This window comes from Streptomyces sp. AK02-01A, assembly GCF_033795305.1.
GTDB lineage: Bacteria > Actinomycetota > Actinomycetes > Streptomycetales > Streptomycetaceae > Streptomyces.
The window spans coordinates 69,081-95,651 of the sequence record NZ_JARBAE010000015.1; the positions used below are offsets into that span (position 1 = coordinate 69,081).

The following is a 26,571-nucleotide window of genomic DNA, read 5'->3' on the forward strand; positions in this document are numbered from 1 at the left end:
AGCGTGTACGCCTTCCTCAGTGACAGCGCAGTCACGTTGCCCTCAGCGGCACGCCCACGCAGACAACGAACCCGCGATCACCAAGCTGCGGTTTTCAGAAGACAAAGGGACGGACGCGCGTGGACCTGTTCGAGTACCAGGCGAGGGACCTCTTCGCCAAGCACGGTGTACCGGTGCTGGCCGGTGAAGTCATCGAAACGCCTGAGGCGGCCCGCGAGGTCACCGAGCGTCTCGGCGGCAAGGCCGTCGTCAAGGCGCAGGTCAAGGTCGGCGGCCGCGGCAAGGCCGGTGGCGTGAAGCTGGCCTCCGACCCGGCGGACGCCGTCGAGAAGGCCGGCCAGATTCTGGGCATGGACATCAAGGGCCACACGGTCCACAAGGTGATGCTGGCCGAGACCGCGGACATCGCGGAGGAGTACTACGTCTCCTTCCTGCTGGACCGCACCAACCGCACCTTCCTCGCCATGGCGTCCGTCGAGGGCGGCGTGGAGATCGAGGTCGTCGCGGAGGAGAACCCCGACGCGCTCGCCAAGATCCCGGTCGACGCCAACGAGGGCTGCACCCCGGAGAAGGCCGCCGAGATCGTCGCCGCCGCGAAGTTCCCGGCCGAGATCGCCGGTCAGGTCGCGGACGTTCTGCAGAAGCTGTGGACCGTCTTCATCAAGGAGGACGCCCTCCTCGTCGAGGTCAACCCGCTGATCAAGTCCGGCGACGGCAAGATCATCGCGCTTGACGGCAAGGTCTCGCTGGACGAGAACGCGGACTTCCGCCAGCCCGAGCACGAGGCGCTTGAGGACAAGGCCGCGGCCAATCCGCTGGAGGCCGCCGCCAAGGCCAAGAACCTCAACTACGTCAAGCTCGACGGTGAGGTCGGCATCATCGGCAACGGCGCGGGTCTGGTCATGTCGACCCTCGACGTCGTCGCGTACGCCGGTGAGGTCCACGGCGGCGTCAAGCCCGCCAACTTCCTCGACATCGGCGGCGGCGCCTCCGCCGAGGTCATGGCGAACGGCCTGGAGATCATCCTCGGCGACCCGGACGTCAAGTCCGTGTTCGTCAATGTCTTCGGTGGCATCACCGCGTGCGACGAGGTCGCCAATGGCATCGTCCAGGCCCTGGAGCTGCTCAAGTCCAAGGGCGAGGACGTCACGAAGCCGCTGGTCGTGCGGCTCGACGGCAACAACGCGGAGCTGGGTCGCAAGATCCTGTCCGACGCCAACCACCCGCTCGTGCAGCGAGTGGACACCATGGACGGCGCGGCCGACAAGGCCGCCGAGCTCGCGGCCGCGCGCTGACGTTCGCGCATCTTCGACAGACAAGGGACAGGGTCAGCACACACCATGGCTATCTTCCTCACCAAGGACAGCAAGGTCATCGTCCAGGGGATGACCGGCGCCACCGGCATGAAGCACACCAAGCTCATGCTCAGTGACGGCACCAACATCGTCGGCGGCGTGAACCCGCGCAAGGCCGGTACGTCCGTCGACTTCGACGGCACCTCCGTACCCGTCTTCGGCTCCGTGGCCGAGGCCATCGAGAAGACCGGCGCCGACGTGTCCGTCGTCTTCGTGCCGCCGGCCTTCGCCAAGGCCGCGGTCGTCGAGGCGATCGACGCCGAGATCGGCCTGGCCGTCGTGATCACCGAGGGCATCGCGGTGCACGACTCCGCCGCCTTCTGGGCGTACGCGGGCAGCAAGGGCAACAAGACCCGGATCATCGGCCCGAACTGCCCCGGACTGATCACTCCGGGCCAGTCCAACGCCGGCATCATCCCGGGCGACATCACCAAGCCCGGCCGCATCGGTCTGGTGTCCAAGTCCGGCACGCTGACCTACCAGATGATGTACGAGCTCCGTGACATCGGCTTCTCCTCGGCCGTCGGTATCGGCGGCGACCCGGTCATCGGTACGACGCACATCGACGCGCTCGCCGCGTTCGAGGCCGACCCCGACACCGACCTGATCGTGATGATCGGTGAGATCGGCGGCGACGCCGAGGAGCGCGCGGCGGACTTCATCGCGAAGAACGTCACCAAGCCGGTCGTCGGCTACGTCGCGGGCTTCACCGCGCCCGAGGGCAAGACCATGGGCCACGCCGGCGCCATCGTCTCCGGCTCCTCCGGCACCGCCCAGGCGAAGAAGGAAGCCCTGGAGGCCGCGGGCGTGAAGGTCGGCAAGACGCCGACCGAGACGGCCGAGCTGGCGCGCGCGATCCTCGCCGGCTAGGTCGACGGGGCCCAGGCCCCGTCCGGCCGGACGAACAACGCGCAGGGGCCCGCACTCCTCAGAGGGTGCGGGCCCACGCGTGTGTGCTCAGAGCGGCTCCGGCAGCAGCCGCGGCGGTCCCTTCATGGGCTCCCGGCGGAGCTTGTCCCGCAGCTTCAGATCCTCCTTGGTCAGCCGCTCCGGACCGTTGGGCACCGGGACGCCGTCGATCTGCTCGCCCGGGGCCTGCGGCGCCTCGTACTGGGTGGGCGCCGTGGCCAGAGTGAAGCTGGTCGCTCCGACGATCAGCACGGTGAAGGCGATGGCCGTCCGGGTCCAGACCCGGGCCCGCCGCTCACCGCCGGTCCGGACGGTACGGGCCGGAGGGACCGACGGCGGTGTCACCGACTGCGCGAGAGTGTCCAGGCATTCGTGCAGCAGCTCCGAGTCGGCCAGCTCCGGCAGCCGGTCGGCGACGGCCTCACGGGCGCGCAGCAGCCGGTTCGCCACGGCCGGAGTGCTCGCCTCGGTCTCGGCTGCCGTCTCCGGCAGATCGAGCCCCAGACCGTCGTAGAGCAGCAGCGCGCGGCGGTACGACGGCGGCAGATCGAGCAGGGCCTCGCGCAGCGCCCGGCCGCCGGGGCCGTCCAGCTCACTCGGGACCGAGTCGGGCTGCTTGTTGCCGCGCCGCGGCCGACGCCACGGCGACATGGCGTACTCGTAGGCCGCGGCCCGTACCCAGCCCGCCGGATCCCGGTCGACCGCCACCTCCGGCCAGCGCTGCCAGGCGAGGCGGAAGGCGCGCTCGACCGACGCCTGCGAGAGCGCGCGCCGCCCGGTGAGCAGAAACGCCTGACCCACGAGGCCGGGCGCCGTGTGTGTGTACAGCGCGTCAAAGGCCTGGTCGGGAGTGGCGGGAAGGACCGGCCCGAGGTCATCACCGGCTGTTCCGGCTCCGGACACCGCCGCCCCGGACGCGGCGGCTCCGGACACCGCCGCCCCGGACGCGCCGTCTCCGGGCACCGCGTCCCCGGACTTCCCGGGCCCGGCCGCCACGAGCACGGTCCTTTCCACCGTCCCGGCGGACCCGGCGGAGCCCTGACCGGCGCCCGGGCCCGCGGCGTGTGGGCCCGCTCTGAGCGCGGGACCGGCGACGCCGGTGGCCGCACCGGACGACGGTCCGGTGCCGCGCTTCACGGGAGCCGGTGGGCCGGTGTCCCGCTTCTCGGCGGGTCTCGCGGCGCCGTCCCGGGCCGGCGGCCTCGTCTTCGCGCGGTCCTGTGCCCCGGCCGTGTCCCGTTCCCTTGTGGCGGACCGCTCCTCGGCCGCCTTACGCGCCTCCGTTTCCACCTGCTGGGCCTGCTCGGCCCGCACGGCCTTCTCGTGCAGCTCCGCCGCGAAGCCGGCCAGCAGCTTCGTGTACGCCTTTCCCTTGCGGCCCCGAGGAGCCGTACGGCCGGCCTCCCAGGAGCGGATCGTCGACCGCGTGACGCCCACCGCCGTCGCGACCTGCTTCTCGCTCATCGACTTCGCCTCACGCAGCCCGCGCCGCTCCTCGGGGGAGGGCAGCGGGGTGGCGGAGGCGCCGGACGTGGTGCTCTGCGTCATGAGTTACTCCCCGCAGCACTCTTATAGTCAGAAAAACACATAAACATATGATGAGCGACACAACGGCTATTCGTCCGTTACGCGAATAAGGCGCGTGTCGTTGGCAGCATGTGCGGCGTGACCCAATTGACCGATCGCAGCCCGTCGTTGTCCTCGGCCTCGGCGGCGGAGCGAGGCCGTGCCGCCGCGCTGACCGCCTCTTTCCTCCGCGGAGTCATCGCCGCCGTCCTCGGACTCGGCGCGTTCGCCGTGCTGGTGGTGGCGATGTGGATCAGCTCGCCGTACCCCGACAGCGGCGCCGGCGGGGCGCTGCGGATCGCCGCCGCGCTCTGGCTGCTCGCCCATGGTGTCGAGCTGGTACGTCCCGACAGCCTCGCCGGAGGCCCGGCGCCGCTCGGGGTCGTACCGCTGCTGCTCTCGATCCTGCCGGTGTGGCCGGCGTACCGGGCCGCCCGGGACGCCCTGACGCCCGACGAGGGAAATCCGCAGCTCACCGCGGTCGGTGTCGTCTGCGCCATGACGGGCGGATATCTGCTGGTCGGCGCGGTCGTCGTGATCTATGTGTCGGGCGGACCGCTCTCGGCGCATCCGCTGCGCGCGGCGCTCACGCTGTTCGCCGTGACGGTGGCCGCGACGGGCGCCGGCGCCTGGAACGGCAGCGGACGGCCGCTCGGTCCGCCGCCGCCATGGGCGCCGGGAGCCGTTCGGGGCCTGCTGCTGCGTGTCGTCTGGGCGCGTGTCGTCTGGGTGCCGGAGTCCCGCCGCACCTGCGCGGTGGCGCTGCGGTCCGGGACCGCCGGAGCCCTGGTGCTTCTGGGTGGCGGTGCGCTGTTCGTCGGGGCCTCGCTGGTGTGGCACGGCGACCTGGTGCACGCCTCCTTTCTGAAACTCGCCGGTGACTGGTCCGGACGGCTCGCCGTACTGCTGCTCGGGCTGACGCTCGTCCCGAACGCCGCTGTCTGGGGCGCCGTGTACGCGCTCGGACCGGGATTCGCCCTCGGTACGGCCTCGACGGCGACACCGTTCGGCGTCGTGGGCACACCGGCGCTGCCGGTCTTTCCGCTGCTGGCGGCGGTGCCCGACGGGACGGGAACCGCGCAGAACTGGGTCGCACCGGCCGTGCCGGTGCTGGCGGGGCTGGCGGTGGCGTGGTTCGCGGTGCAGGCCGCCGCCGCGCCGGGGGCCGTCCGGGAAGAGACCTGGAGCGTGCGCCGGACCGCGCTGGTGGCGGCGCTCGGAGGCGTGGCGTGCTCGGCGCTGACGGCGTTCCTGGCGGCGATGTCCGGCGGGCCGTTGGGCAACGCCGACCTGGCGGCCTTCGGGCCGGTGTGGTGGCGGGCCGGGGCGGCGGCGCTCGCCTGGACGGTGCCGCTCGCGGTACCGGCGGCGCTGCTGCTGCGGGCCTGGCGGCTGTGGGAACGCGGTGGCGAGGACGAGCCCGGCGCGACGAGGTTCGCGCGATGGCGGGAGCCGTGGTGGCCTGTGTCGTGGTCGCCGCTGTCATGGTGGCCGATGTCACGGTGGCCCGTGTCGTGGCGGCCGGTGCCGTGGCGGCGCGACGCGAGGCCGCCGGCCGTGGCGGAGGAGCCCGCCGGAGCGGCGCCGCGGACACCGGTCACACCGGCGGCCACCGCTGTCCGGCCGGAGGCGGATCCGGCGGACGCGTCCGGCCCGGACTCCGAGCCGTACGACTTTCTGCCGGCCGGCGCCTGGCACGAGCGCGGCGCGTGGGAGACACGCCGGCCGATGAGCAAGGACGCCACGGGCGGTCCCACGGCCGCGCCGCCGCGTCCGGCGCGCGAGGAGAAGCGAGGACCGGAGCCGGCGCCGCCGGAGCCGCTCTACGCCAAGGAGCGCGACTCCGGCGAGCGGCCGGATGTCACTCCTTGACGCCGAAGACCGGGACCAGCGAACGCGGCAGCAGATCGTTGCAGGAGAGCTGGCCGGTCTTGGTCAGTGAGTCGTTCACACAGGTGTAGTAGTCGCGGTAGGCGAGCTGTACGGAGAACGTCGCCGCGACGATCGCCAGCGCGAGACAGGCAGTCACCAGACCGCTCACCGCCGCCGTCCTCTGCTGTCTCTTCGAGGCCGGTCCCGAGCCCGGAGCGGTGTTCCGCTGTCCGGTGAGCGCCGCGACCGAGGCCGGAGCGCCGGACGCGGCTTCCTCCTGACCGGACGGCTGCTTGCCCGGTTTGCCGGGCTTGTCGCGCAGAGAGCTGATGCCCCAGTACAGCGCCAGCGCGCCGAGCAGCAGCCCGATCTCCGGGAAGTCGAAGAGCGCGAAGAAGAAGGCCCACATGCCGGAGAGCAGTGCGTAGCGCGCGCGGCGCTGTACCGGGTCGGTCGGATCCCAGCGCAGCCCGCCGCCACGGCCTCCGTCGGGACCCTCCTGGCCGCCGCCCTGGCCGTTCTCGTCGCTCTGACCGCCGGGACGGCTGCCGAAGCCGCCCGACGAGCGGCCCGGCTGACGGCTGCTCCACTGGCTGCCCCAGCCGCCACGGCCCGACGCGCCGTCCGGTGAGTCACCGTGTTCGGGACGGCGCGGCCGCCACGGCTGGTCCGGCCTGCCCTCGGGCGGCGGTGCGAAGGGATTGTCGTCGGAGGAGCCACCGGACCCGGAGGCACCAGGAGAGCCGCCCGGCCCGCTGGAGTCCGGAGAGTCCGGTGATCCACCGGCGTCCGGGCTTCCGCCGGGCCCCGAGGAGCCGGTGGAACCAGCGGAGCCCGGGTCGCCGGAAGAACGAGAGCTCCCCGAAGGCCCGGTGGAGGAGGACTGGCGTTCCCGCGGCAGCAGCACCGGCCCAGCGGGCGGCGGGAGGCGGAGTGCCGTGCGGCGGCGTCGGTCCTGCATCTGGTGAACGTCTTCCCCTCGGACCCGGTGCGCGGGTCTTGTCCTGTGTCGTGTCCCGGATGGCCGTCCTGGAGACGGAACCCTGTCCCCAGACGCTACCTCCCGGCCAGGCCCCCGTCCCGTGGGGGCCGCTCGGTGTGCCGGTATCGTTGCTGACGGTCGGCTCCTTCGTAGAGTTCCCCGTATCGGGGAACGCGATTCGTTCGTACGACCACACAAAGCCGTACGACCACACAAGCCGCACAACGCCGCCGACCGTACAAAGCCGCACAACGCCGCACGACCCGCGAGGCTGTGCCCGCTCCCAGAAAGGCGCCCGCTGTGGCCTCCCCGCCTTCCTCCGCCTCCCTGACCGTTCCGCCGTCGTCCGGCCGTCCGGCCCGGCTGGTGGTCCTGGTCTCCGGATCCGGGACGAATCTGCAGGCACTGCTCGACGCCATCGGCGACGACCCGGAGTCCTTCGGGGCGCGGATCGTCGCCGTCGGCGCGGACCGCGGCGGTATCGCCGGTCTGGAGCGTGCCGAGCGCGCCGGGCTGCCGACCTTCGTCCACCGGGTGAAGGACTACGGGACGCGCGACGCGTGGGACGCGGCGCTCGCCGGCGCGACCGCGGCGTACGAACCGGACCTGGTCGTCTCGGCCGGTTTTATGAAGATCGTGGGGAAGGAGTTCCTCGCGCGCTTCGGCGGACGGTTCGTCAACACGCATCCCGCGCTGCTGCCCAGTTTTCCCGGTGCCCACGGCGTACGCGAAGCACTCGCGTACGGAGCGAAGGTCACCGGCTGCACCGTCCACTTCGTCGACGACGGAGTCGACACCGGCCCGATCATCGCGCAGGGCGTGGTCGAGGTCCGGGACGAGGACGATGAAGACGCTCTCCATGAGCGCATCAAGGAAGTCGAGCGACGGCTGCTCGTCGAGGTCGTGGGGCGTCTGGCCCGGCACGGCTACCGCATTGAGGGACGAAAGGTAACAATCCAGTGACCGCCGAAGGTACGAAGCGGCCGATCCGCCGCGCGCTGGTCAGCGTCTACGACAAGACGGGCCTGGAAGAGCTGGCCCGCGGGCTGCACGAGGCGGGCGTCACCCTGGTCTCGACGGGCTCCACCGCCTCGAAGATCGCCGCCGCCGGTGTGCCGGTCACCAAGGTCGAGGAGCTGACCGGCTTCCCCGAGTGCCTGGACGGCCGGGTCAAGACGCTGCATCCGCGCGTCCACGCCGGGATCCTCGCCGACCTGCGGCTCGACTCGCACCGCGAGCAGCTCGCCGAGCTGGACATCGAGCCGTTCGACCTGGTCGTCGTCAATCTCTATCCGTTCCGCGAGACGGTCGCCTCCGGCGCCACTCCGGACGAGTGCGTCGAGCAGATCGACATCGGCGGTCCCTCGATGGTCCGGGCCGCCGCCAAGAACCATCCGTCGGTCGCGGTCGTCACCAGCCCCGAGCGGTACGCGGACGTCCTCGGCGCCGTACGGGACGGCGGGTTCGACCTGACGACCCGCAAGCGGCTGGCGGCCGAGGCGTTCCGGCACACCGCCGCCTACGACGTGGCCGTGGCCTCGTGGTTCGCCGACGACTACGCGGCCGCGGACGACTCCGGCTTCCCGGACTTCCTGGGCGCCACGTACGAGCGCAAGAACGTGCTCCGCTACGGCGAGAACCCGCACCAGCCCGCCGCGCTCTACACCAGCGCCGAAGGCGGTCTGGCCGAGGCCGAGCAGTTGCACGGCAAGGAGATGTCGTACAACAACTACACGGACACGGACGCCGCGCGCCGCGCCGCGTACGACCACGCCGAGCCCTGCGTCGCGATCATCAAGCACGCCAATCCGTGCGGGATCGCGATCGGTGACGATGTCGCCGAGGCTCACCGCAAGGCGCACGCCAGCGACCCGCTGTCCGCTTTCGGCGGCGTGATCGCCGTCAACCGGCCGGTGTCCGTCGAGATGGCCGAGCAGGTCGCCGAGATCTTCACCGAGGTCATCGTCGCGCCCGGTTACGAGGACGGCGCCGTCGAGGTGCTGGCACGCAAGAAGAACATCCGGGTGCTGCGCTGCGCCGAGCCGCCGGCCGCGCGGGTCGAGGTCAAGCCGATCGACGGCGGTGCGCTGCTCCAGGTCACCGACCGTTTCCAGGCCGACGGCGACGACCCGGCGAACTGGACCCTCGCGACCGGTGAGGCGCTGTCCGAGGCCGAACTGGCGGAGCTGGCCTTCGCCTGGCGCGCGAGCCGCGCGGTCAAGTCCAACGCGATCCTGCTCGCCAAGGGCGGAGCGTCGGTGGGCGTCGGTATGGGCCAGGTCAACCGGGTCGACTCGGCGAAGCTCGCGGTGGAGCGGGCCGGTGAGGAGCGCGCCCGTGGCTCGTACGCCGCGTCCGACGCGTTCTTCCCGTTCCCCGACGGTCTGGAGATCCTGCTGAACGCGGGCGTCAGGGCCGTGGTCCAGCCGGGCGGATCGGTCCGCGACGAGCAGGCCGTCGAGGCGGCGGAGAAGGCCGGCGCGACGATGTACTTCACCGGGACACGGCACTTCTTCCACTGAGCGCGCCGGACACGTCCTCCTGGTCGCCGGTAAGGACGAAGGCCGTGAACCTCCGGACGGGACGGTTCACGGCCTTCGTGCCTTCAGGAGCATGCGTGAGCGGCGCATGGTGGCGTCAGTGGCGCGGGCGCTGGAACCAGGCCGCGCCGTCCGACTTCGCCACGAACACGATGATCAGGATGCCGAGCGCCATGGTGATGATGCCGAGCGGCAGCGCGAGCACACCGATGAGCGTGGCGAACGCGCCGTAGACGATCGCGCAGACCCGGGTGGCGTTGCGGCCGGACTTCATCTTCAGCGCCAGCGTGATCGAGAGCGCGGCGAAGATCAGCGTCAGCACGGCCACGACGGCGACGACGCCCTTGCCGAGGTCGGCGAAGGCCTCGGCCTCGGCGCTGCCGGCGCCGGCGTCGTCGATCGCCTCGTCGATGGTGCCCATCGCGGCGAAGGCGAGAATCCCGCTGAGGATCTGGAAGCCCGAGATGACCCACAGCATCACGCGGGCCGCCTTGACACCGCCCGGCATCTGCGTGGGCGCCGCGGGATAGCCGTACGGCTGGACCGGCGGGGCCTGCGGATAGCCGTATCCTGGCGGCTGCTGGCCCTGCGGATAGCCGTATCCGGGCTGCTGGCCGGGCTGCTGGCCGTAGCCGGGCTGCTGATCCGGCTGCTGGCCCTGCGGCTTGCCGTACGGGTTGTCGGGTTCGCCGAAGCTCATGGCGGGTTCCTCCGTCGGTGATGCGGGGACGGCACGGCCCGCGTGGAGGAACTTCTCAAGCCTGAGCGGTCTGCCCCCCGACGCTGCCCGCGCACTGCGCGGCAATCGTGTTATCACCGTCTCGATTTGTCCAGTGACTATCCGTAGGTGTTGTGCAAGCGCAACCTCGTGTGTGGCCGGACGACCGCGCGAACGGAACGCCTGGTGGGCACGGATTGGAACCGGGACGGGGTCATCCGCGAGGATGGGGTCATGACTGCCCAGATTCTCGATGGCAAGGCCACCGCAGCCGCGATCAAGTCCGATCTGACCGTCCGCGTGGCGGCTCTCAAAGAGCGGGGCGTCACGCCCGGCCTGGGGACGCTGCTGGTGGGCGACGACCCGGGCAGCCGCTGGTACGTGAACGGCAAGCACCGCGACTGCGCCGAGGTCGGTATCGCCTCGATCCAGCGCGAGCTGCCCGCCACGGCCACTCAGGAGGAGATCGAGTCCGTGGTCCGGGAGCTGAACGCCAACCCGGAGTGCACCGGCTACATCGTGCAGCTTCCGCTGCCCAAGGGCATCGACACCAACCGGGTGCTGGAGCTGATGGACCCGGCCAAGGACGCCGACGGGCTGCATCCGATGAACCTCGGCCGGCTGGTGCTGAACGAGACGGGGCCGCTGCCCTGCACGCCGTACGGCATCATCCAGCTCCTGCGCCACCACGGCGTGGAGATCAAGGGCGCGGACATCGTGGTCGTGGGCCGCGGTATCACCGTCGGCCGGTCGATCCCGCTGCTGCTGACGCGCAAGTCCGAGAACGCGACGGTGACGCAGTGCCACACCGGCACCCGTGATCTGTCGGCGCACCTCAGGAGGGCGGACATCATCGTGTCCGCCGCCGGAGTACCGCACATCGTCAAGCCCGAGGACGTGAAACCGGGCGCGGCGGTCCTCGATGTCGGCGTCAGCCGTGACGAGAACGGCAAGATCGTCGGTGATGTCCACCCGGGCGTCGCCGAGGTGGCCGGCTGGATCTCGCCGAACCCCGGCGGCGTCGGCCCGATGACCCGCGCCCAGCTTCTGGTCAATGTGGTCGAGGCGGCCGAACGCGCCGCCGCCGACGCCGGCTGACCGACGGCCGAACCGTAATCCGGAAAGGGGCACCCATGGGTGCTGGTACGAGCGCGGGCGACGCGGCCCGGTCGCCGCGCGGCGCGCGGAAGACGGACACCGCGGAGCCGGCCGCGCCGATACGGGACGTGCCCGAGCCGGCTCTCCCGGCGACGGGTGTCGCGCCGAGGGCCCGCGCAGGGACGGTGCCGGCGGGCCCCGCGGAGGCGGTGCTTCCGGTGGCGGAGGCGGGCCCGGCGGCAGAGCCCGCCGAGGCGGACTCGACGGCTCGTGGCGCTGCACCGGACGCCGCGCCGCGCGAGGCAGTCGGCCACACCGACCAGGCCGAGCACGCCGAAGACACCGATCACGCGGAACCGGCCGGTGACAACGAACCGGCCGAGGAGGCGGAACCGGCCGAGGAGACCCGGCGCTTCTCGCCCGTCACCCGGGACACCGCACCGCCCGAGGGCGCCGGCCGCGCCGCGCCACGGGACGCGCCCGCGCCCGCGCGGCAGTGGCCGCTGCTCAGCGTGCTCGGGACCATTGGCCTCGGGCTGCTGATCGTCGGGCTGCATCCCTTCGCCGAGGCGTTCCGGATCGGCACGATCCTGATCGGCCTCGCTCTGATCGGCGGCGCGGCGCTGCGGCGCGTGCTGCCGTCCGTGGGCATGCTGGCCGTCCGTTCGCGCTTCACCGACATGGTCACGTACGGCCTGCTGGGTCTCGCGATCGTGCTGCTCGCGCTGATGACACAGCCCAGGCCGTGGCTGGAGATCCCGTTCCTGGAGGACGTGGTCCACTCGACCGTGACATGACAGCGGACCGGTCGAGTCTGACGCTTTCGCGGTACGCGCGCGAGACGGCGTCCGTCCTCTCCGCCGAGGGAGGACGGACGCCGTCCGGCCGCGCCCAGGGGGCGGCGCGGCGCGGTGTCCCGGGTCGGATAGCCTGACCGCTGGATATCTCTTCACGTCAAGATTCAGTTCAGCGTGTGGAGATGTCCCGCACCCGGGGCAGGGACCCCCACCGCCAGCTCTTACGGAGATCGCCATGACCCGCACTCCCGTGAATGTCACCGTCACCGGCGCGGCCGGCCAGATCGGTTACGCGCTGCTCTTCCGCATCGCCTCCGGTCATCTGCTCGGCGCGGATGTGCCGGTCAACCTGCGTCTCCTGGAAATTCCGCAGGGCCTGAAGGCCGCCGAGGGCACCGCGATGGAGCTCGACGACTCCGCCTTCCCGCTGCTCCGCGGTATCGAGATCACGGACGACCCGAACGTCGCCTTCGACGGCGCGAACGTCGCCCTGCTCGTCGGCGCCCGTCCCCGTACGAAGGGCATGGAGCGCGGCGACCTGCTCTCCGCCAACGGCGGCATCTTCAAGCCGCAGGGCAAGGCCATCAACGACCACGCCGCCGACGACATCAAGGTGCTCGTCGTCGGCAACCCGGCCAACACCAACGCGCTGATCGCCCAGGCCGCCGCGCCCGACGTGCCCGCCGAGCGCTTCACCGCGATGACCCGCCTCGACCACAACCGCGCGATCTCGCAGCTCGCGCGGAAGACCGGCGCCGCGGTCTCCGACATCAAGCGCCTGACGATCTGGGGCAACCACTCCGCCACCCAGTACCCGGACATCTTCCACGCGGAGATCGCCGGCAAGAACGCCGCGGAGACCGTGAACGACGAGGCATGGCTGGCCGACACGTTCATCCCGACCGTCGCCAAGCGCGGCGCCGCGATCATCGAGGCCCGTGGCGCCTCCTCGGCCGCCTCGGCGGCCAACGCGGCCCTCGACCACGTGTACACCTGGGTGAACGGCACCGCCGAGGGCGACTGGACCTCCATGGGTGTTCCGTCCGACGGCTCCTACGGTGTGGCGGAGGGCCTGATCTCCTCCTTCCCGGTCACCACCAAGGACGGCGCGTACGAGATCGTCCAGGGCCTGGACATCAACGACTTCTCGCGCGCCCGGATCGACGCCTCGGTGCGTGAACTCGCCGAGGAGCGCGACGCGGTGCGCGAGCTCGGCCTGATCTGACGCCGCATTACGCCGTATTACGCCGAAACCGCTCCGAACGGAGCGCACGCGGCCTCCCGCAGGGCCCCGGTCCACCGAAGTCCCGGTGGACCGGGGCCCTGCGCGTAACACCTCCGCCGCGTGACGCCATCCACTTCCGGTCATCGGACACGCATGCTTTCCGCCCTTCGGGGCAGGCGCCCGGATCGCCAGTTCTCGCTGGTGGAGAAGGCCCTGGAAGCGGAAGGCAATACGCGACGTGTCGGCACAACAGACCATTCATGTGGACGGAGAGTGGCGAAAAGCCTCCTCCGGTGCCACCCGCGACATCCTCGACCCCGCCGACGCGACCGTGCTCGCCGTCGTGTCCGAAGGGAGCGCCGAGGACGCCGACGCCGCGATCACCGCCGCGCGCACGGCGTTCGACCTCGGTCCGTGGCCGCGTACGCCGGTCGCCGAGCGGGCCGCTCTGCTGCGCCGGACCGCCGATCTGCTGATCCGCAACCGGGAGAAGACAGCGCTGCTGGAGAGCAGGGACTCCGGCAAGACCCTGGAGGAAGGCCGCGTCGACGTCGACTGCGTCGCCGACGCCTTCCGCTACTTCGCGGATCTCGTGATGAACGAGAGCGGCGGCCGGGTCGTCGACGCCGGCTCGGACACCGTCCACAGCGTGGTCGTGCATGAGCCCGTCGGTGTCTGCGCGCTGATCACACCGTGGAACTACCCTCTCCTCCAGGCGAGTTGGAAGATCGCTCCGGCGCTCGCCGCGGGCAACACCTTCGTGGTCAAGCCGAGCGAGCTCACGCCGCTCTCCACCGTCGACCTCATCGATCTGCTCGCCGAGGCCGGTCTGCCGCCCGGCGTCGCCAATCTGGTGACCGGCGCGGGCGACACCGTGGGCGCCAGGATGGCCGAACACCCGTCGGTGGACCTCGTGTCGTTCACCGGCGGACTCAGCAGCGGTACGAAGGTGATGCGGGCCGCCGCCTCCGGCGTGAAGAAGGTCGCACTCGAACTCGGCGGCAAGAACCCGAACGTCGTCTTCGCCGACGCCTGCGCCACCGACGAGGGTTTCGACACCGCCGTCGACCAGGCGCTGAACGCCGCTTTCATCCACAGCGGCCAGGTCTGCTCGGCCGGTTCGCGGCTTATCGTCGAGGAGTCCGTACGCGAGCGCTTCGTCGGTGAACTCGCCCGCCGCGCCCAGCGGATCCGCCTCGGACGCGGCACCGGCGAGGGCGTGGAGTGCGGCCCGCTCGTCTCGGCCGGACAGCTCGCGAAGACCGAGGACTATGTCGCCTCGGCGCTCGCGGAAGGCGCGGTGCTGCGCGCCGGCGGCAAGCGTCCGGACCCTTCGGACGTACGGCACGCGGACGGCTACTTCTACGAGCCGACCGTCCTCGACCAGTGCCACCGTGGCATGCGCGTCATACGGGAAGAGGTGTTCGGCCCCGTGCTGACCGTGGAGACCTTCCGTACCGAGGACGAGGCCGTCGCGCTGGCCAATGACACCGACTACGGGCTGGCGGGCGGCGTGTGGAGCGCGGACGCGGGACGCGCGCGGCGCGTGGCCGGACGGCTGCGCCACGGCACCGTATGGATCAACGACTTCCATCCCTATCTGCCGCAGGCGGAGTGGGGCGGCTTCGGCAAGTCCGGCATCGGACGGGAGCTGGGACCGGCGGGACTCGCCGAGTACCGCGAGGCCAAGCACATCTACCAGAACCTCGAACCGCGCCCGGTCCGCTGGTTCGCGGGCTGACCGCACCGCGCGCCGGCGCGCGCCCATGAGCGACCGAACCTCGCAGGACCTCCGGAAGAGGAGCTGAGCAGCTATGGCCGAGTACGACTATGTCGTCGTCGGGGGCGGCACCGCGGGATCGGTGATCGCGTCCCGGCTGACCGAGGACCCGGACATCACCGTCGCCGTCATCGAGGGCGGGCCGTCCGACATCGACCGTCCCGACGTGCTGACACTGCGGCGCTGGATGGGGCTGCTGGGCGGCGACCTCGACTACGACTATCCGACGACCGAGCAGCCACGCGGCAACTCGCACATCAGACACAGCAGAGCCCGGGTGCTCGGCGGCTGCTCCTCCCACAACACGCTCATCGCGTTCAAGCCGCTGCCGTCGGACTGGGACGAGTGGGCGGCGGCCGGAGCCGAGGGCTGGGACGCGCGGTCCATGGAGCCGTACTTCGGCCGGCTGCGCAACAACATCGTGCCGGTTGACGAGCGGGACCGTAACGCCATCGCACGTGACTTCGTCGACGCGGCGCGGGACGCGCTGGACATCCCGCGCGTCGGCTCCTTCAACGAGAAGCCGTTCCACGAGGGCGCCGGCTTCTTCGACCTCGCGTACCACCCGGAGGACAACAAGCGGTCCTCGGCGTCGGTCGCCTATCTGCATCCTTTCCTGGACCGGCCCAATCTCCATCTGCTGCTGGAGACCTGGGCGTTCAGGCTGGAGCTGGACGGCGCGCGCGCCACGGGCGTACGCGTGCGGACGAAGGACGGCGAGGAACTGCTCGTCGAGGCCCGGCGCGAGATCCTCGTCTGCGCCGGAGCGGTGGACAGTCCGCGACTGCTGCTGCACTCGGGCATCGGGCCGCGCGCGGATCTGGAGAAGCTCGGCATACCCGTCACGCACGATCTGCCGGGCGTCGGCGAGAACCTGCTCGACCATCCCGAGTCGGTGATCGTCTGGGAGACGGAAGGACCGATCCCGGAGAACTCGGCGATGGATTCGGACGCGGGCCTGTTCGTCCGGCGCGACCCGGCGGCGGCGGGACCGGATCTGATGTTCCACTTCTACCAGATCCCGTTCACCGACCATCCGGAGCGGCTGGGCTACGAGCGGCCCGAGCACGGCGTGTCGATGACTCCGAACATTCCCAAGCCGCGCAGCCGTGGCCGGCTCTCGCTGACAAGCGCGGACCCGGAGGCCAAACCGGCGCTGGACTTCCGCTACTTCACCGACGAGGACGACTACGACGGCCGGACCCTCGTCGACGGCATCAGGATCGCGCGGCGGGTCGCCGCGGCGGAGCCGCTGGCGAGCTGGCTGAAGCGCGAGGTCTGCCCGGGACCCGAGGTCACCTCCGACGAGGAGCTGAGCGAGTACGCCCGTAAGTGCGCGCACACCGTGTACCACCCGGCCGGAACCTGCCGGATGGGCGCCGCGACCGACGAACTCGCCGTGGTCGCACCGGACCTGAGGATCCGTGGACTCGACGGCATCCGGATCGCCGACGCGTCCGTCTTCCCGGCGATGCCCGCCGTGAATCCGATGATCGGGGTCCTGATGGTCGGAGAGAAATGCGCCGAACTGCTGCGCACCGAAGCCGGTACGGCGGACATCCGCACCGAGGAGAAGGGCCCGATCCGATGAACCGATTCGCGGGGACAGCGGATGTCCCGGAGAGCGCCGCGGCGCCGCCGGGCGCCGGACGACCACCCGTCTTCGCCGTCAGCGGCCTGTGGAAGGTCTTCGGCCCCACGGCGCACCGCGTCCCCGGCGACCCGGCGCTCGGCGCGCTCACGCCGGCCGAGCTGCGCGAACGCACCGGCTGCACCGCCGCCGTACGCGATGTCTCCTTCGACGTCCACCAGGGCGAGGTCTTTGTCGTCATGGGCCTGTCCGGCTCCGGCAAGTCCACGCTCGTGCGCTGTCTGACCCGGCTCATCGAGCCGACGTCAGGACGGATCGCCATCGACGGCGAGGACGTCCTGTCCATGGACAAGGCCCGGCTGCGCGAACTGCGCCGCCACCGCGCCGCCATGGTCTTCCAGCACTTCGGTCTGCTGCCGCACCGTTCGGTCCTCGACAATGTCGCCTACGGCCTGGAGATCCAGGGCATGGGCCGGGCGGAGCGCCGGGAGAAGGCCGCCGGCGCCGTCGCCAAGGTGGGCCTCGACGGACTGGAGAACCGCCGGCCCGGCCAGCTCTCCGGCGGTCAGCAGCAGCGGGTCGGACTGGCCCGCGCGCTGGTCGTCGATCCGCACGTCCTGCTGTTCGACGAGCCGTTCAGCGCGCTCGATCCGCTCATCCGCCGCGATATGCAGCAGGAGGTCCTCCGGCTGCACCGCGAGGAGGGCCGCACGATGGTGTTCATCACCCATGACCTCAACGAGGCGCTGCGCCTCGGCGACCGGATCGCGCTCATGCGCGACGGCCGGATCGTGCAGCTCGGCACACCGGAGGAGATCGTCGGCCGGCCGGCCGACGCGTATGTACGGGACTTCGTCCGTGACGTGCCGCGTGAGCAGGTCATCACCGTAGGAGCCGCCATGCGGCACGCGGTGGCCGGTGACACCGACTCCGGTCCTGCGCTCGCTCCGACCGCGACCGTCTCCGAGGCGATCGAGGCGGTCGCGCGCTCCGGCGAAGCGGCGGCGCGCGTCGTCGACAAGGGCAGGCTGCTCGGCGTCGTCGACCGGGCCTGTCTGCTGGAGGTGGTGGCGGGCACGGCCGGGTCCAGGGCGCCGTCCGCGGCGCGGCCGGAGGCCAGGGAGACGATTCTGTGACGGCCACCGCCACGACCACCGCGTCCGTCCCGCGCACGGCGCTCTCGTCCCTGCTCAGCGGCCGGATGTCCGGCAAGCTGCTGCTGCTCGCCGTGTTCGCCGCGGTCCTCGTACCGGCGGCCCTCACCCGCTGGCCCGGCACCGCCTGGCCCGGCGCGCTGACCGTCGATCTGTCAGGACCGCTCGGCGGCGCCAGCGACTGGATCATCGACAACCGCGACAGCCATCCGCTCTTCCTCTACTTCTTCGGACACATCAGCAACGCCGTCGTGCTGGCCGTGCGCGGCGTGTATCTGCTGCTGCTCGGCATCGGCTGGGCCGGTGTCACGGCGGCCGCCGCGCTGATCGCCTGGCGGGTCGCCGGCCTACGGCTCGCCGTCACCGCCGCGGTCTCGTTCGCCGTCTGCGGTCTGCTCGGCATGTGGGTGCCGACCACGCAGACCCTGGCGCTGATGACCGTGGCGGTCACCGTCTCCGTGGCGCTGGGCGCGCTGCTCGGACTCGCCGCCGGACTCTCGGACCGGCTGTACCGGGTGCTGCGGCCGCTGCTCGACACCATGCAGGTGCTGCCCGCCTTCGCCTATCTGCTGCCGGTGGTGCTGATCTTCGGCATCGGCGTCCCGGCGGCGGTGCTGGCGACCGTCGTGTACGCGGCTCCGCCGATGGCCCGGCTCACCGCGCTCGGCCTGCGTGACGCGGACGGCGGAGTGATGGAGGCGGTCGCCTCGCTCGGCGCGACCGGACGGCAGCGGCTGCTGACCGCGCGTCTGCCGCTCGCGCGCAAGGAACTGCTGCTCGGCCTCAACCAGACGATCATGATGGCGCTCTCGATGGCCGTGATCGCGTCCGTGATCGGCGCCGGTGGTCTCGGCGACCGGGTCTACCAGGCGCTGGCCTCGGTCGATGTGGGCGCGGCGCTGGCCGCCGGACTGCCGATCGTGCTGCTCGCCGTGGTGCTGGACCGTACGACGGCCGCGGCGGGCTCCGGCGACCGGGCGCGCGGCGCGGGACGGTTCCGTACGGGCCGGACCGGCTGGGCCGTCGCCGCCGCGGCGGCCGTCCTCGTCGTCGCCGCGGGACGGCTCACGGACCGGCTCACCTGGCCGGACGCCTGGACCGTGGACATCGCGGGACCCGTCAACCGCGCCGTCGACTGGATGACCGGCCATCTCTACTCCGGAGTCCCGCTCATCGGCGGCACCGCCGACTGGGCCGGCCACTTCACCGGCTGGATCCTCGACCCGCTCCGCGACGGTCTCCAGATCCTGCCGTGGTGGTCCGTCCTGCTGCTCGTGGCCGGTCTCGCGCTGCTGATCGGCACCTGGCGGACAGCTCTGACGGCCGTCCTCGCCATGGCCGCGATCGGTGTCCTCGGCGTGTGGAAGCCGTCCCTGGACACGCTGTCCCAGGTGCTGGCCGCCGTCGCGGTCACCCTTGTCATCGGCTTCGCCGCCGGGATCGCGGCCGCTCGCGGTGCCAGGACCGAGGCACTGCTCCGGCCCGTGCTGGACGTCTTCCAGACCCTGCCGCAGTTCGTCTATCTGATACCGGTGGTCGCTCTCTTCGGCGTGGGCCGGGCGCCCGCCGTCGCCGCCGCTGTCGTCTACGCCCTGCCGGCCGTCGTCCGCATCACCACCCAGGGACTGCGCCAGGTCGACCCGGCGGCCCTGGAGTCGGCGCGCTCGCTCGGCGCGACCGGTGGCCAGCGACTGCGCCAGGTGCAGCTTCCACTGGCCGGTCCCGCGCTGCTCCTCGCGCTCAACCAGGGAGTGGTCCTGGTGCTCGCCGTGGTCATCATCGGCGGTCTGGTGGGCGGCGGGGCACTCGGGTACGACGTGGTGTTCGGCCTGGCGCAGGGCGATCTGGCGACCGGGCTCGTCGCCGGCGCGGCCATCGTCTGTCTCGGCCTGATGCTCGACCGGGTCACCCAGCCCACCGAACGCCGCACCGGCCGGAACCGTAAGGATGCCTGACATGGCCCGTACTCATCAGCGGACTCGTACGCGGCCGGCGTTGGCCCTCGCCTCGGTGGCCGCGCTGTTGGCGGCCACCGGCTGCGGCGCGGCCGACATGACCCAGCAGGCGTCTCCGTACGCCAACGCGCGAGGCTCGAAGACCGTCACGCTCTCCGTGCAGTCCTGGGTCGGCGCCCAGGCCAATGTGGCGGTGGCGACGTATCTGCTCGAACACGAACTGGGCTATCGCGTGGACACCGTCCAGGTCGACGAGATCCCGGCCTGGGACGCGCTCAGCCAGGGCCGGGTCGACGCCATCCTGGAGGACTGGGGCCATCCCGACCAGGAGAAGCGGTACGTCGACGACAAGAAGACGATCGAACCAGGCGGAGACCTCGGAGTCACCGGGCACATCGGCTGGTTTGTCCCGACGTACTTCGCGAAGCGGCATCCGGACGTCACCGACTGGCGGAACCTCGACACGTACGCGGATCAGTTCCGCACTCCGGAGAGCGGCGGCAAGGGACAGCTCCTGGACGGCTCACCGTCGTATGTCACCCATGACAAGGCGCTGGTGAACAGCCTGGACCTGGACTTCCAGGTCGTGTTCGCGGGCTCGGAGGCGGCGCAGATCACGCAGATCAAGCAGTTCGCCAAAGAGAAGAAGCCCTTCCTCAGCTACTGGTACAAGCCGCAGTGGCTGTTCGAGAAGGTGCCGATGACGGAGGTCCGGCTTCCCGAGTACAAGGAGGGCTGTGACGCCGATCCCGAGAAGGTCGCCTGCGCCTATCCGCACACTCCGCTCCAGAAGTACCTCAACGCGGACTTCGCCAGGCAGGGCGGTGGAGCCGCCGCGCTGCTGAAGAACTTCACCTGGACGACCGAGCAGCAGAACGAGGTGGCCCTGATGATCGCCGACCAGGGCCTCTCGCCGGAGGCGGCGGCCGGGAAGTGGGTCGGGGCGAACGAGACGGTGTGGCGGAAGTGGCTGCCGGAGGAGTAGAGAGGCGGGCGGGCCGCAGCCGGGACGGCCGCCGGGGCCGTACCGGCCGTGGTCAGAACTCCTGGCCGGTGCCGCCTTCGTCCAGGCGGGAGCGGCGCAGCGCCTCCGCCATGGCATGCGGGTCGGAGTCGGCCCAGTCGGATTCGGCGACAAGGGTCTCCAGCAGCCCACCGGTCAGCGTGCCCTGCTCGGCGTGCGTGATCAGGTCCATGACGCGCTCGAAGTCGATCTCCGAGTCGAGACAGGCGTCCAGCTCGTCCGCCGCGCGCTCCCGTGAACCGAACCGGCCCATCCCGCCGTCGAGACCGTCGTCGCGCAGGCCGTCGGGATAGGGCGCGCGGGCCCAGGCGCCGTCCTCGTACCAGTAGACACATCCGAGTTCATAGCCTTCGAGCAGGTACTGGAGCCTGTCGTGCGGCAGCCATTCCGGAGCGCCCTCGAACAGATCGACGGGCGGCTCGTGCCACTTCACTCCGCCTGACTCGTCCTCGCCGAAGAGCAACGCCCGGCCGTCCTCCGTCCGGATCAGCGTCCACCAGGAGGCGCCGGCGTCGTTGAAGTGCAGACCTTCGTCGTCGAGCCAGTAGCCGGTGGGATCGCGGTCGCTCTCCCGCTCCTCATTGGCGGTGACAACGGCGATCGCCGCCCACCGGGCCCAGAGCAGCTCGGGCGACGGCAGGTCCTGCGGGAGGCCGGGGTGGTGCATGGTCATACGGATCTTTCGGTGGTGACGGCCACGGGCCCCGGAAGGCGGCCCACGCGGTCGGCTGAGCCGGTGGACAGCGTAGAGGACGTGGTCTCCCTGGCCCGACTCCGCGTCGAACGGGACCGCCTGCGGCGCGCCGCGCCCGGCTCAGCCGCGCAACTGTTCCGCCATGTCCTTGACGGCCGCCATGGCGCGCCGTTGCAGTCCCGGACCGAAGGTGACGCGTGTCGCGCCCAGCCGGCCCAGTTCGGGAAGAGGCGGGCCGCCGGGCAGCGCCACCATGTTGACCGGCCCCTCGATACCGGCCCGGAGCACCGGAAGCGCCTCGGCCGGTGCGGCGATCGGATAGACGCAGTCGGCACCGGCGGCGACATAGAGACGGGCACGGGCCACCGCGTCGGCCGGGTCGCCGCCGCCGTGGACGAAGGTGTCGACGCGCGCGTTGACGAAGAGATCGTCGCCGGCGGCGGCGCACACCTCCGCCAGCCAGTCGGCGTGGCGACGCGGATCCTTGAGCGTGCCGCCGGAGGAGTCCTCCAGATTGCAGCCGACGGCGCCCGTGTCCAGGAGACGGGCGACCAGCTCCTGGGGAGCGAGGCCGTAGCCGTCCTCGATGTCCGCCGACACGGGTACGGAGACGGCGCGGGCGATCCGGGCGACCGCGCCGAACATCTCGTCCGGCGGAGTCGCACCGTCCTCATGACCGAGCGAGGCCGCCAGCCCGGCGCTCGGCGTGGCGAGCGCCGGGAAGCCCGCGTCCGCGAAGACGCGGGCGCTGGCGGCGTCCCAGGGACCCGGCAGGATGAGCGGGTCGTCGTCGGCGCGGCCGTGGTGCAGCGCGCGAAAGGCCGAAACTGTCATGTCCTCGTGTCCCGTTGTCCGTTGAACCGGTCAGTGCCTGACCTGGCCGGCCGTGTAGTGGCCCGGCACCAACCGGGTGGACACACCGAACCGGTTCCAGGCGTTGATCGCCGTGATCGCGCCGATGAGATGGGCCAGCTCGGTCTCGTCGAACTGCTTCGCGGCCTTCGCGTACACCTCGTCCGGCACGAAACCGTCGGTCAGCACGGTGATCGCGTCGGTCAGCTCGATCGCCGCGATCTCCTTCGCGGTGTAGAAGTGCTGCGACTCCTCCCAGGCGCCGAGCTGGATGATCCGCTCCACCGACTCGCCGGCCGCCAGCGCGTCCTTGGTGTGCATGTCGAGGCAGAACGCGCAGTGGTTGATCTGGGAGGCGCGGATCTTGACGAGTTCGAGCAGGGTCGGGTCGACGCCCTGCCGGGCGGCGGCGTCCAGCCGGATCATGGCCTTGTAGACCTCGGGGGCGAGCTTGGCCAGGTCGAGCCGGGGCGTGTGCTCCGGGTTGTACTCCGTGGCTGAGCTCGCTGCGTTCGTCGTGTTCGCTGTCGTCGCTGTCATGAGATCGACGCTACGCGTGTGATGGCACAGAGGTATGGTCCACTTCCATGACGGATTCCTGGGCCACTCCGGCGGCGCGAGCAGAGGACGGACCCGGGCGCGAGACGGAGCCGGGACCTGATGGGGCGTCCGGGTCCGGGACCGCGTCGGAGCGCGCGGACGGGTCCGGCGCCGGGACGGCCTTCGGCGCCGATCTGCATCTGGAGCTGCGCGGCGCCGGACTGCGTGCCGGGCTGATGGACGCCCTGCGTGAAGCCGTCCGCACCGGCCGTCTCGCGCCCGGCACCAGGCTGCCCTCCTCGCGTTCGCTCGCCGCCGATCTGGGCATCGCCCGCAACACCGTGGCCGACGCGTACGCCGAGCTGGTCGCCGAGGGCTGGCTCACCGCGCGGCAGGGCTCGGGGACGCGAGTGGCCCGGCGGGCCGCGCCCCGCAGACCCGCGCCTCCGGTGCCGAGGACGCGGCCGGTCGACCGCCGGCCCGCCCACAACCTGCTGCCGGGCTTTCCCGACCTGGCCGGATTCCCGCGCGCGCAGTGGCTGACGGCCGCGCGCCGGGCACTGACCGCCGCGCCCGCCGAGGCGTTCGGATACAGCGACGCGCGCGGCCGGATCGAACTGCGTACCGTCCTCGCCGACTATCTGGCGCGGGCGCGCGGCGTGTACGCCGATCCGGAGCGGATCGTGATCTGCTCCGGCTTTGTCCACGGTCTGATGCTGATGGCGAACGTGCTCTTCGCGCGGCGGGTGCGGGCGGTGGCCGTGGAGTCGTACGGGCTCGATGTGCACTGGAAGATCCTGACCAGGGCGGGGATGCGCATGACCGCGCTCGCGCTGGACGAACGCGGTGCCCGTACGGAGGAGCTGGCGGACGCGAAAGGTGCCGGCGCGGTGCTGATGACACCGGCGCACCAGTTCCCGACCGGTGTGGCGCTCCATCCCGACCGGCGCGCGGCGGCCGTCGACTGGGCGCGCCGCACGGGCGGCTTGATCCTTGAGGACGATTACGACGGCGAGTTCCGCTACGACCGCCAGCCTGTCGGTGCACTTCAAGGACTGGATCCCGAGCGGGTGGCGTACTTCGGCACGGCGAGCAAGTCCCTGGCGCCCGGGCTGCGGCTCGCGTGGATGGTGCTGCCGCAGGAGCTGGTGGGAGAGGTGATGGAGGCCAAGGGCGAGGTGGACTGGGTGTCCAGCGCGCTGGATCAGCTCACACTCGCGGAGTTCATCGCCTCGGGCGCGTACGACCGCCATGTCCGCTCCATGCGTCTGCGCTACCGCCGGCGCCGCGATCAGCTCGTCGCCGCGCTCGCTGACCGGGACCCGGCCGTCGGCGTGACCGGCATCGCGGCCGGACTCCATGCCGTCGTCGAGCTGCCGCCGGGCACCGAACGCTCAGTCGTCGAGGCGGCGGCCTGGCAAGGACTGGCGCTCAACGGCATGGCGAGCTTCCGCCATCCCTCGGTGCGACCGGGCAGGGACGCCCTGGTGGTCGGCTACGGCACGCCGACGGACAGCGCGTGGACCGGGGCGCTGGACGCGCTGGGCCGGGTGCTGCCGTGACACCGCCGGAGATCCGGGAGCGTGGATACGGGACAGCCCTTAGGATCGTCAGTACGGCGTCGCGTGTCGGTCACCGTCCGGGTGAGGCATGGAGGTGCCCGTGAGTTTGCCTTACGGAGGCATTCCACAGTGTCAGTCGAGTTGAATCACACCATCATCCATTCCCGGGACAGCCGGGAATCCGCCGATTTCCTGGCGCACATCCTGGATGTCGAAGTCGGGGCCGAGTGGGGCCCGTTCATCCCGATCGAGCTGAGCAACGGCGTCACGCTCGACTTCGCGGCCATTCCGGCGGAGTCCATCGTCTCGCAGCACTACGCCTTCCTGGTCACCGAGGAAGAGTTCGACGGGATCTTCCGGCGGATCCAGGACGCCGGGATCACGTACTACGCCGATCCGCACCGCAAACAGCCCGGCGAGATCAACCACCATGACGGCGGCCGGGGCGTGTACTTCGCGGACCCGGCGGGACACGGCATGGAAGTCATCACCCGTCCTTACGGCAGCGGCGCGAGCGAGTAGTCCGCGGCGGCCCGTCACGGCAGCCCCCGGCACCCGGCTCCGCCACCGCCGGGGGCTCGCCGACGCGGGCCGCCGTCCGCGCCACGAACCGGACCACGCCGACGAAGCGGCCGACCGGCGAGGCGACCGGCGACGCGGCGTCAGAGGCACGGAAGCCGCGCACCTCCATGGCGACCATGTGGGGCGACCATGTGGTCCGGTCATCCAGCCAGGGCCTGTTCCGGCAATGTTCGCCCCGTCGCACTAGTGTGTCCAGACGGCTCTGCTCATAGGCCGGTTCGCATGCGACGGGGGAGGCGGCACATGACGGTGCGGCAACGGAGGCTGAGGTCGAGCACCGTGGTACTCGGCGGTATGGGACTGCTCGCGGTCGCGATCACCTCGTGCGGCTCGGAGCCCGACAAGCGGTGCGCCGACCGGACGAGCCGGGCGCGACTGCCCAGTTCCGAGTGCAAGAGCGGCGGCAGGGGCTCGTACTACTACGGCGGATCCAGCGACAAGGGCAAGGTCGACGGCGGCAGCTTCGACAAGTCCGCGGTCGACCGCGGTGGCTTCGGCTGCTCCGGCTCCGGCGGTGGCTGATGATCCGCGTGGCCCGGTGAACCGCTGATGAAACGTCACACCATCGACCCTCGGCCCGGCTGGCAGCAGACCGTCGAGGAGCAGGGCGTCGTCTATCCGCTCACTCGCTACCCGGACGGTTCGCTGCGCCCTTACTGGGACGAGAGCGCCTATTACACCTTCGCTCTGCCCGAGATCGAGGCCCTCGAAGAGGTCGTCGAGGAGCTGCACGGGCTGTGTCTGGACGCCGCCGCGCACATCGTGGAGCGCGACCGCTTCGAGGACCTCGGTATCACCGACCCGAGGCTGGCCGCACTGATAGCCGAGTCCTGGCAGCGCCGGTCCGAACTGCCGTCCCTCTACGGCCGGTTCGATCTGCGCTACGACGGCACAGGACCGGCCAAGATGCTGGAGTACAACGCCGACACGCCCACCTCACTGGTCGAAGCCGCGAGCGCGCAGTGGTTCTGGATGGAGGAGCGCTTCCCCGGCGCCGACCAGTGGAACTCCCTCCACGAACGTCTCGTCGCCGCCTGGAAGCGGCAGTCCACCCTCCTGCCGCCCGGACCCGTGCACTTCGCGCACTCCGACGGTGACGAACTGGGCGAGGACCTGATGACGGTCGCGTATCTGCGCGAGACCGCCGAGCAGGCCGGTCTCGACACCGAGGCGCTTTCCGTCGAACAGATCGGCTGGGACCGGCTCTCCGGCCGCTTCGTCGACGAGCGGCTGCGCTTCGTGCGGAGCTGTTTCAAGCTGTATCCCTGGGAGTGGCTGGCCACCGACCGGTTCGGTCCGCATGTCCTGGACACTCTCGACAACGGCGGCGGCACCGGCACCACCTGCTGGATCGAACCGGCCTGGAAGATGCTCCTCTCCAACAAGGCGCTGCTCGCGATCCTCTGGGAACTCCACCCGGGCCATCCCAATCTGCTGCCCGCCCATCTCGGCGGCCCTCATGAACTCGCCGCCACCGGTTATGTCTCCAAGCCCCTGCTCGGCCGCGAAGGCGCCGGGATCACCGTCCACCGGCCGGGCACGGCGCCGGTGATACGGGACGAGGCGTGCTGCTACCAGGAACTGGCCCCGCTGCCCGACTTCGACGGCAACCATGTGGTGCTCGGAGCATGGGTCGTCGAGGACGAGGCGGCGGGCCTGGGCATCCGGGAGTCCTCGGGCCTGATCACGGACGAGTACGCCCGATTCGTGCCCCATGTCATCGTGTGACGGCCGTTCTGTGCTCGCCGTCCTACTGCGGCGACGGCGGGATGTGT

23 protein-coding genes are annotated in these 26,571 nt (G+C 71.2%); 17 read left to right on the forward strand and 6 right to left on the reverse strand.

From position 1 onward, the window contains the following. Positions 1-119 precede the first annotated feature (119 nt). Both sucC and sucD read left to right on the forward strand, forming a co-directional pair. Positions 120-1,295, forward strand: a complete 1,176-nt coding sequence (gene sucC, locus PV679_RS16575) for an ADP-forming succinate--CoA ligase subunit beta (protein ID WP_319681017.1) — start codon at positions 120-122, stop codon at positions 1,293-1,295. 45 nt (positions 1,296-1,340) lie between these two features. Further along, entirely contained in the window at positions 1,341-2,225 is an 885-nt protein-coding gene (gene sucD, locus PV679_RS16580) for a succinate--CoA ligase subunit alpha (protein ID WP_319681018.1), read from the forward strand. Positions 2,226-2,312: 87 nt separating this feature from the next. Here the strand turns inward: sucD and PV679_RS16585 are convergent, their stop codons facing one another. Continuing rightward, on the reverse strand, positions 2,313-3,812 hold the full coding sequence (locus PV679_RS16585) for a sigma factor-like helix-turn-helix DNA-binding protein (protein ID WP_319681019.1): 1,500 nt from the start codon (positions 3,810-3,812) through the stop codon (positions 2,313-2,315). Positions 3,813-3,920: 108 nt separating this feature from the next. On the opposite strand from PV679_RS16585, the gene PV679_RS16590 reads away from it, so the two are divergent. Then, positions 3,921-5,702, forward strand: a complete 1,782-nt coding sequence (locus PV679_RS16590; RefSeq protein ID WP_416069737.1) for a DUF6350 family protein — start codon at positions 3,921-3,923, stop codon at positions 5,700-5,702. On the opposite strand, the gene PV679_RS16595 is transcribed toward PV679_RS16590, so the two are convergent. After that, the gene (locus PV679_RS16595) at positions 5,692-6,663 is read right to left on the reverse strand and encodes a hypothetical protein (RefSeq protein ID WP_319681021.1); all 972 of its coding nucleotides are present in this window, start codon (positions 6,661-6,663) and stop codon (positions 5,692-5,694) included. The two genes, PV679_RS16590 and PV679_RS16595, sit on opposite strands and share 11 nt — an antisense overlap. Before the next feature lie 321 nt (positions 6,664-6,984). On the opposite strand from PV679_RS16595, the gene purN reads away from it, so the two are divergent. Both purN and purH read left to right on the forward strand, forming a co-directional pair. Next, positions 6,985-7,647, forward strand: a complete 663-nt coding sequence (gene purN / locus PV679_RS16600) for a phosphoribosylglycinamide formyltransferase (protein WP_319681022.1) — start codon at positions 6,985-6,987, stop codon at positions 7,645-7,647. After that, positions 7,644-9,206 carry a bifunctional phosphoribosylaminoimidazolecarboxamide formyltransferase/IMP cyclohydrolase gene (gene purH, locus PV679_RS16605; protein WP_319681023.1) on the forward strand — a complete coding sequence of 521 codons (1,563 nt, stop codon included), beginning with the start codon at positions 7,644-7,646 and terminating at the stop codon, positions 9,204-9,206. The genes purN and purH overlap by 4 nt, the downstream gene beginning before the upstream one ends. Positions 9,207-9,321: 115 nt before the next feature. Here purH and PV679_RS16610 read toward each other — a convergent pair whose 3' ends face one another. Beyond that, positions 9,322-9,924 carry a hypothetical protein gene (locus PV679_RS16610; protein ID WP_319681024.1) on the reverse strand — a complete coding sequence of 201 codons (603 nt, stop codon included), beginning with the start codon at positions 9,922-9,924 and terminating at the stop codon, positions 9,322-9,324. A 252-nt stretch (positions 9,925-10,176) separates the two neighbouring features. Here PV679_RS16610 and PV679_RS16615 point away from each other — a divergent pair, with 252 nt between their 5' ends. The 8 genes from PV679_RS16615 (at position 10,177) to PV679_RS16650 (ending at position 20,527) form a co-directional block, all read left to right on the forward strand. Then, the gene (locus PV679_RS16615; protein WP_319681025.1) at positions 10,177-11,040 is read left to right on the forward strand and encodes a bifunctional methylenetetrahydrofolate dehydrogenase/methenyltetrahydrofolate cyclohydrolase; all 864 of its coding nucleotides are present in this window, start codon (positions 10,177-10,179) and stop codon (positions 11,038-11,040) included. A gap of 35 nt (positions 11,041-11,075) precedes the next feature. Further along, positions 11,076-11,837 (forward strand): DUF3017 domain-containing protein, encoded by a 762-nt coding sequence (locus PV679_RS16620; RefSeq protein ID WP_319681026.1) that lies wholly within the window; start codon positions 11,076-11,078, stop codon positions 11,835-11,837. A gap of 235 nt (positions 11,838-12,072) precedes the next feature. After that, complete coding sequence (locus PV679_RS16625; protein WP_319681027.1) at positions 12,073-13,062, forward strand: malate dehydrogenase; 990 nt, start codon at positions 12,073-12,075, stop codon at positions 13,060-13,062. Positions 13,063-13,300: 238 nt separating this feature from the next. Then, complete coding sequence (locus PV679_RS16630; protein WP_319681028.1) at positions 13,301-14,803, forward strand: aldehyde dehydrogenase family protein; 1,503 nt, start codon at positions 13,301-13,303, stop codon at positions 14,801-14,803. 73 nt (positions 14,804-14,876) lie between these two features. Next, a complete protein-coding gene (locus PV679_RS16635; RefSeq protein ID WP_319681029.1) occupies positions 14,877-16,433 on the forward strand; it encodes a GMC family oxidoreductase in 1,557 nt (518 codons plus the stop codon). Beyond that, on the forward strand, positions 16,430-17,569 hold the full coding sequence (locus tag PV679_RS16640; RefSeq protein ID WP_319681030.1) for a betaine/proline/choline family ABC transporter ATP-binding protein: 1,140 nt from the start codon (positions 16,430-16,432) through the stop codon (positions 17,567-17,569). The genes PV679_RS16635 and PV679_RS16640 overlap by 4 nt, the downstream gene beginning before the upstream one ends. A gap of 65 nt (positions 17,570-17,634) precedes the next feature. After that, positions 17,635-19,542 (forward strand): ABC transporter permease subunit, encoded by a 1,908-nt coding sequence (locus tag PV679_RS16645; protein WP_319681096.1) that lies wholly within the window; start codon positions 17,635-17,637, stop codon positions 19,540-19,542. Position 19,543: 1 nt separating this feature from the next. Next, a complete protein-coding gene (locus PV679_RS16650; RefSeq protein ID WP_319681031.1) occupies positions 19,544-20,527 on the forward strand; it encodes an ABC transporter substrate-binding protein in 984 nt (327 codons plus the stop codon). 52 nt (positions 20,528-20,579) lie between these two features. Here PV679_RS16650 and PV679_RS16655 read toward each other — a convergent pair whose 3' ends face one another. From PV679_RS16655 to PV679_RS16665, 3 genes are all read right to left on the reverse strand, one after another. Continuing rightward, positions 20,580-21,239, reverse strand: a complete 660-nt coding sequence (locus PV679_RS16655) for a hypothetical protein (protein WP_319681032.1) — start codon at positions 21,237-21,239, stop codon at positions 20,580-20,582. Between the two features lie 141 nt (positions 21,240-21,380). Further along, positions 21,381-22,094 carry an isocitrate lyase/phosphoenolpyruvate mutase family protein gene (locus tag PV679_RS16660; RefSeq protein ID WP_319681033.1) on the reverse strand — a complete coding sequence of 238 codons (714 nt, stop codon included), beginning with the start codon at positions 22,092-22,094 and terminating at the stop codon, positions 21,381-21,383. Positions 22,095-22,124: 30 nt separating this feature from the next. Beyond that, positions 22,125-22,652 (reverse strand): carboxymuconolactone decarboxylase family protein, encoded by a 528-nt coding sequence (locus PV679_RS16665; protein ID WP_319681034.1) that lies wholly within the window; start codon positions 22,650-22,652, stop codon positions 22,125-22,127. Positions 22,653-22,888: 236 nt separating this feature from the next. Here PV679_RS16665 and PV679_RS16670 point away from each other — a divergent pair, with 236 nt between their 5' ends. The 4 genes from PV679_RS16670 (at position 22,889) to PV679_RS16685 (ending at position 26,524) form a co-directional block, all read left to right on the forward strand. After that, complete coding sequence (locus PV679_RS16670) at positions 22,889-24,214, forward strand: PLP-dependent aminotransferase family protein (RefSeq protein WP_416069740.1); 1,326 nt, start codon at positions 22,889-22,891, stop codon at positions 24,212-24,214. 129 nt (positions 24,215-24,343) lie between these two features. Continuing rightward, entirely contained in the window at positions 24,344-24,736 is a 393-nt protein-coding gene (locus PV679_RS16675) for a VOC family protein (protein WP_319681036.1), read from the forward strand. 303 nt (positions 24,737-25,039) lie between these two features. Then, on the forward strand, positions 25,040-25,318 hold the full coding sequence (locus tag PV679_RS16680; protein WP_416069738.1) for a hypothetical protein: 279 nt from the start codon (positions 25,040-25,042) through the stop codon (positions 25,316-25,318). A 27-nt stretch (positions 25,319-25,345) separates the two neighbouring features. After that, positions 25,346-26,524, forward strand: a complete 1,179-nt coding sequence (locus PV679_RS16685; protein ID WP_319681037.1) for a glutathionylspermidine synthase family protein — start codon at positions 25,346-25,348, stop codon at positions 26,522-26,524. The last annotated feature ends 47 nt before the right edge of the window (positions 26,525-26,571 follow it).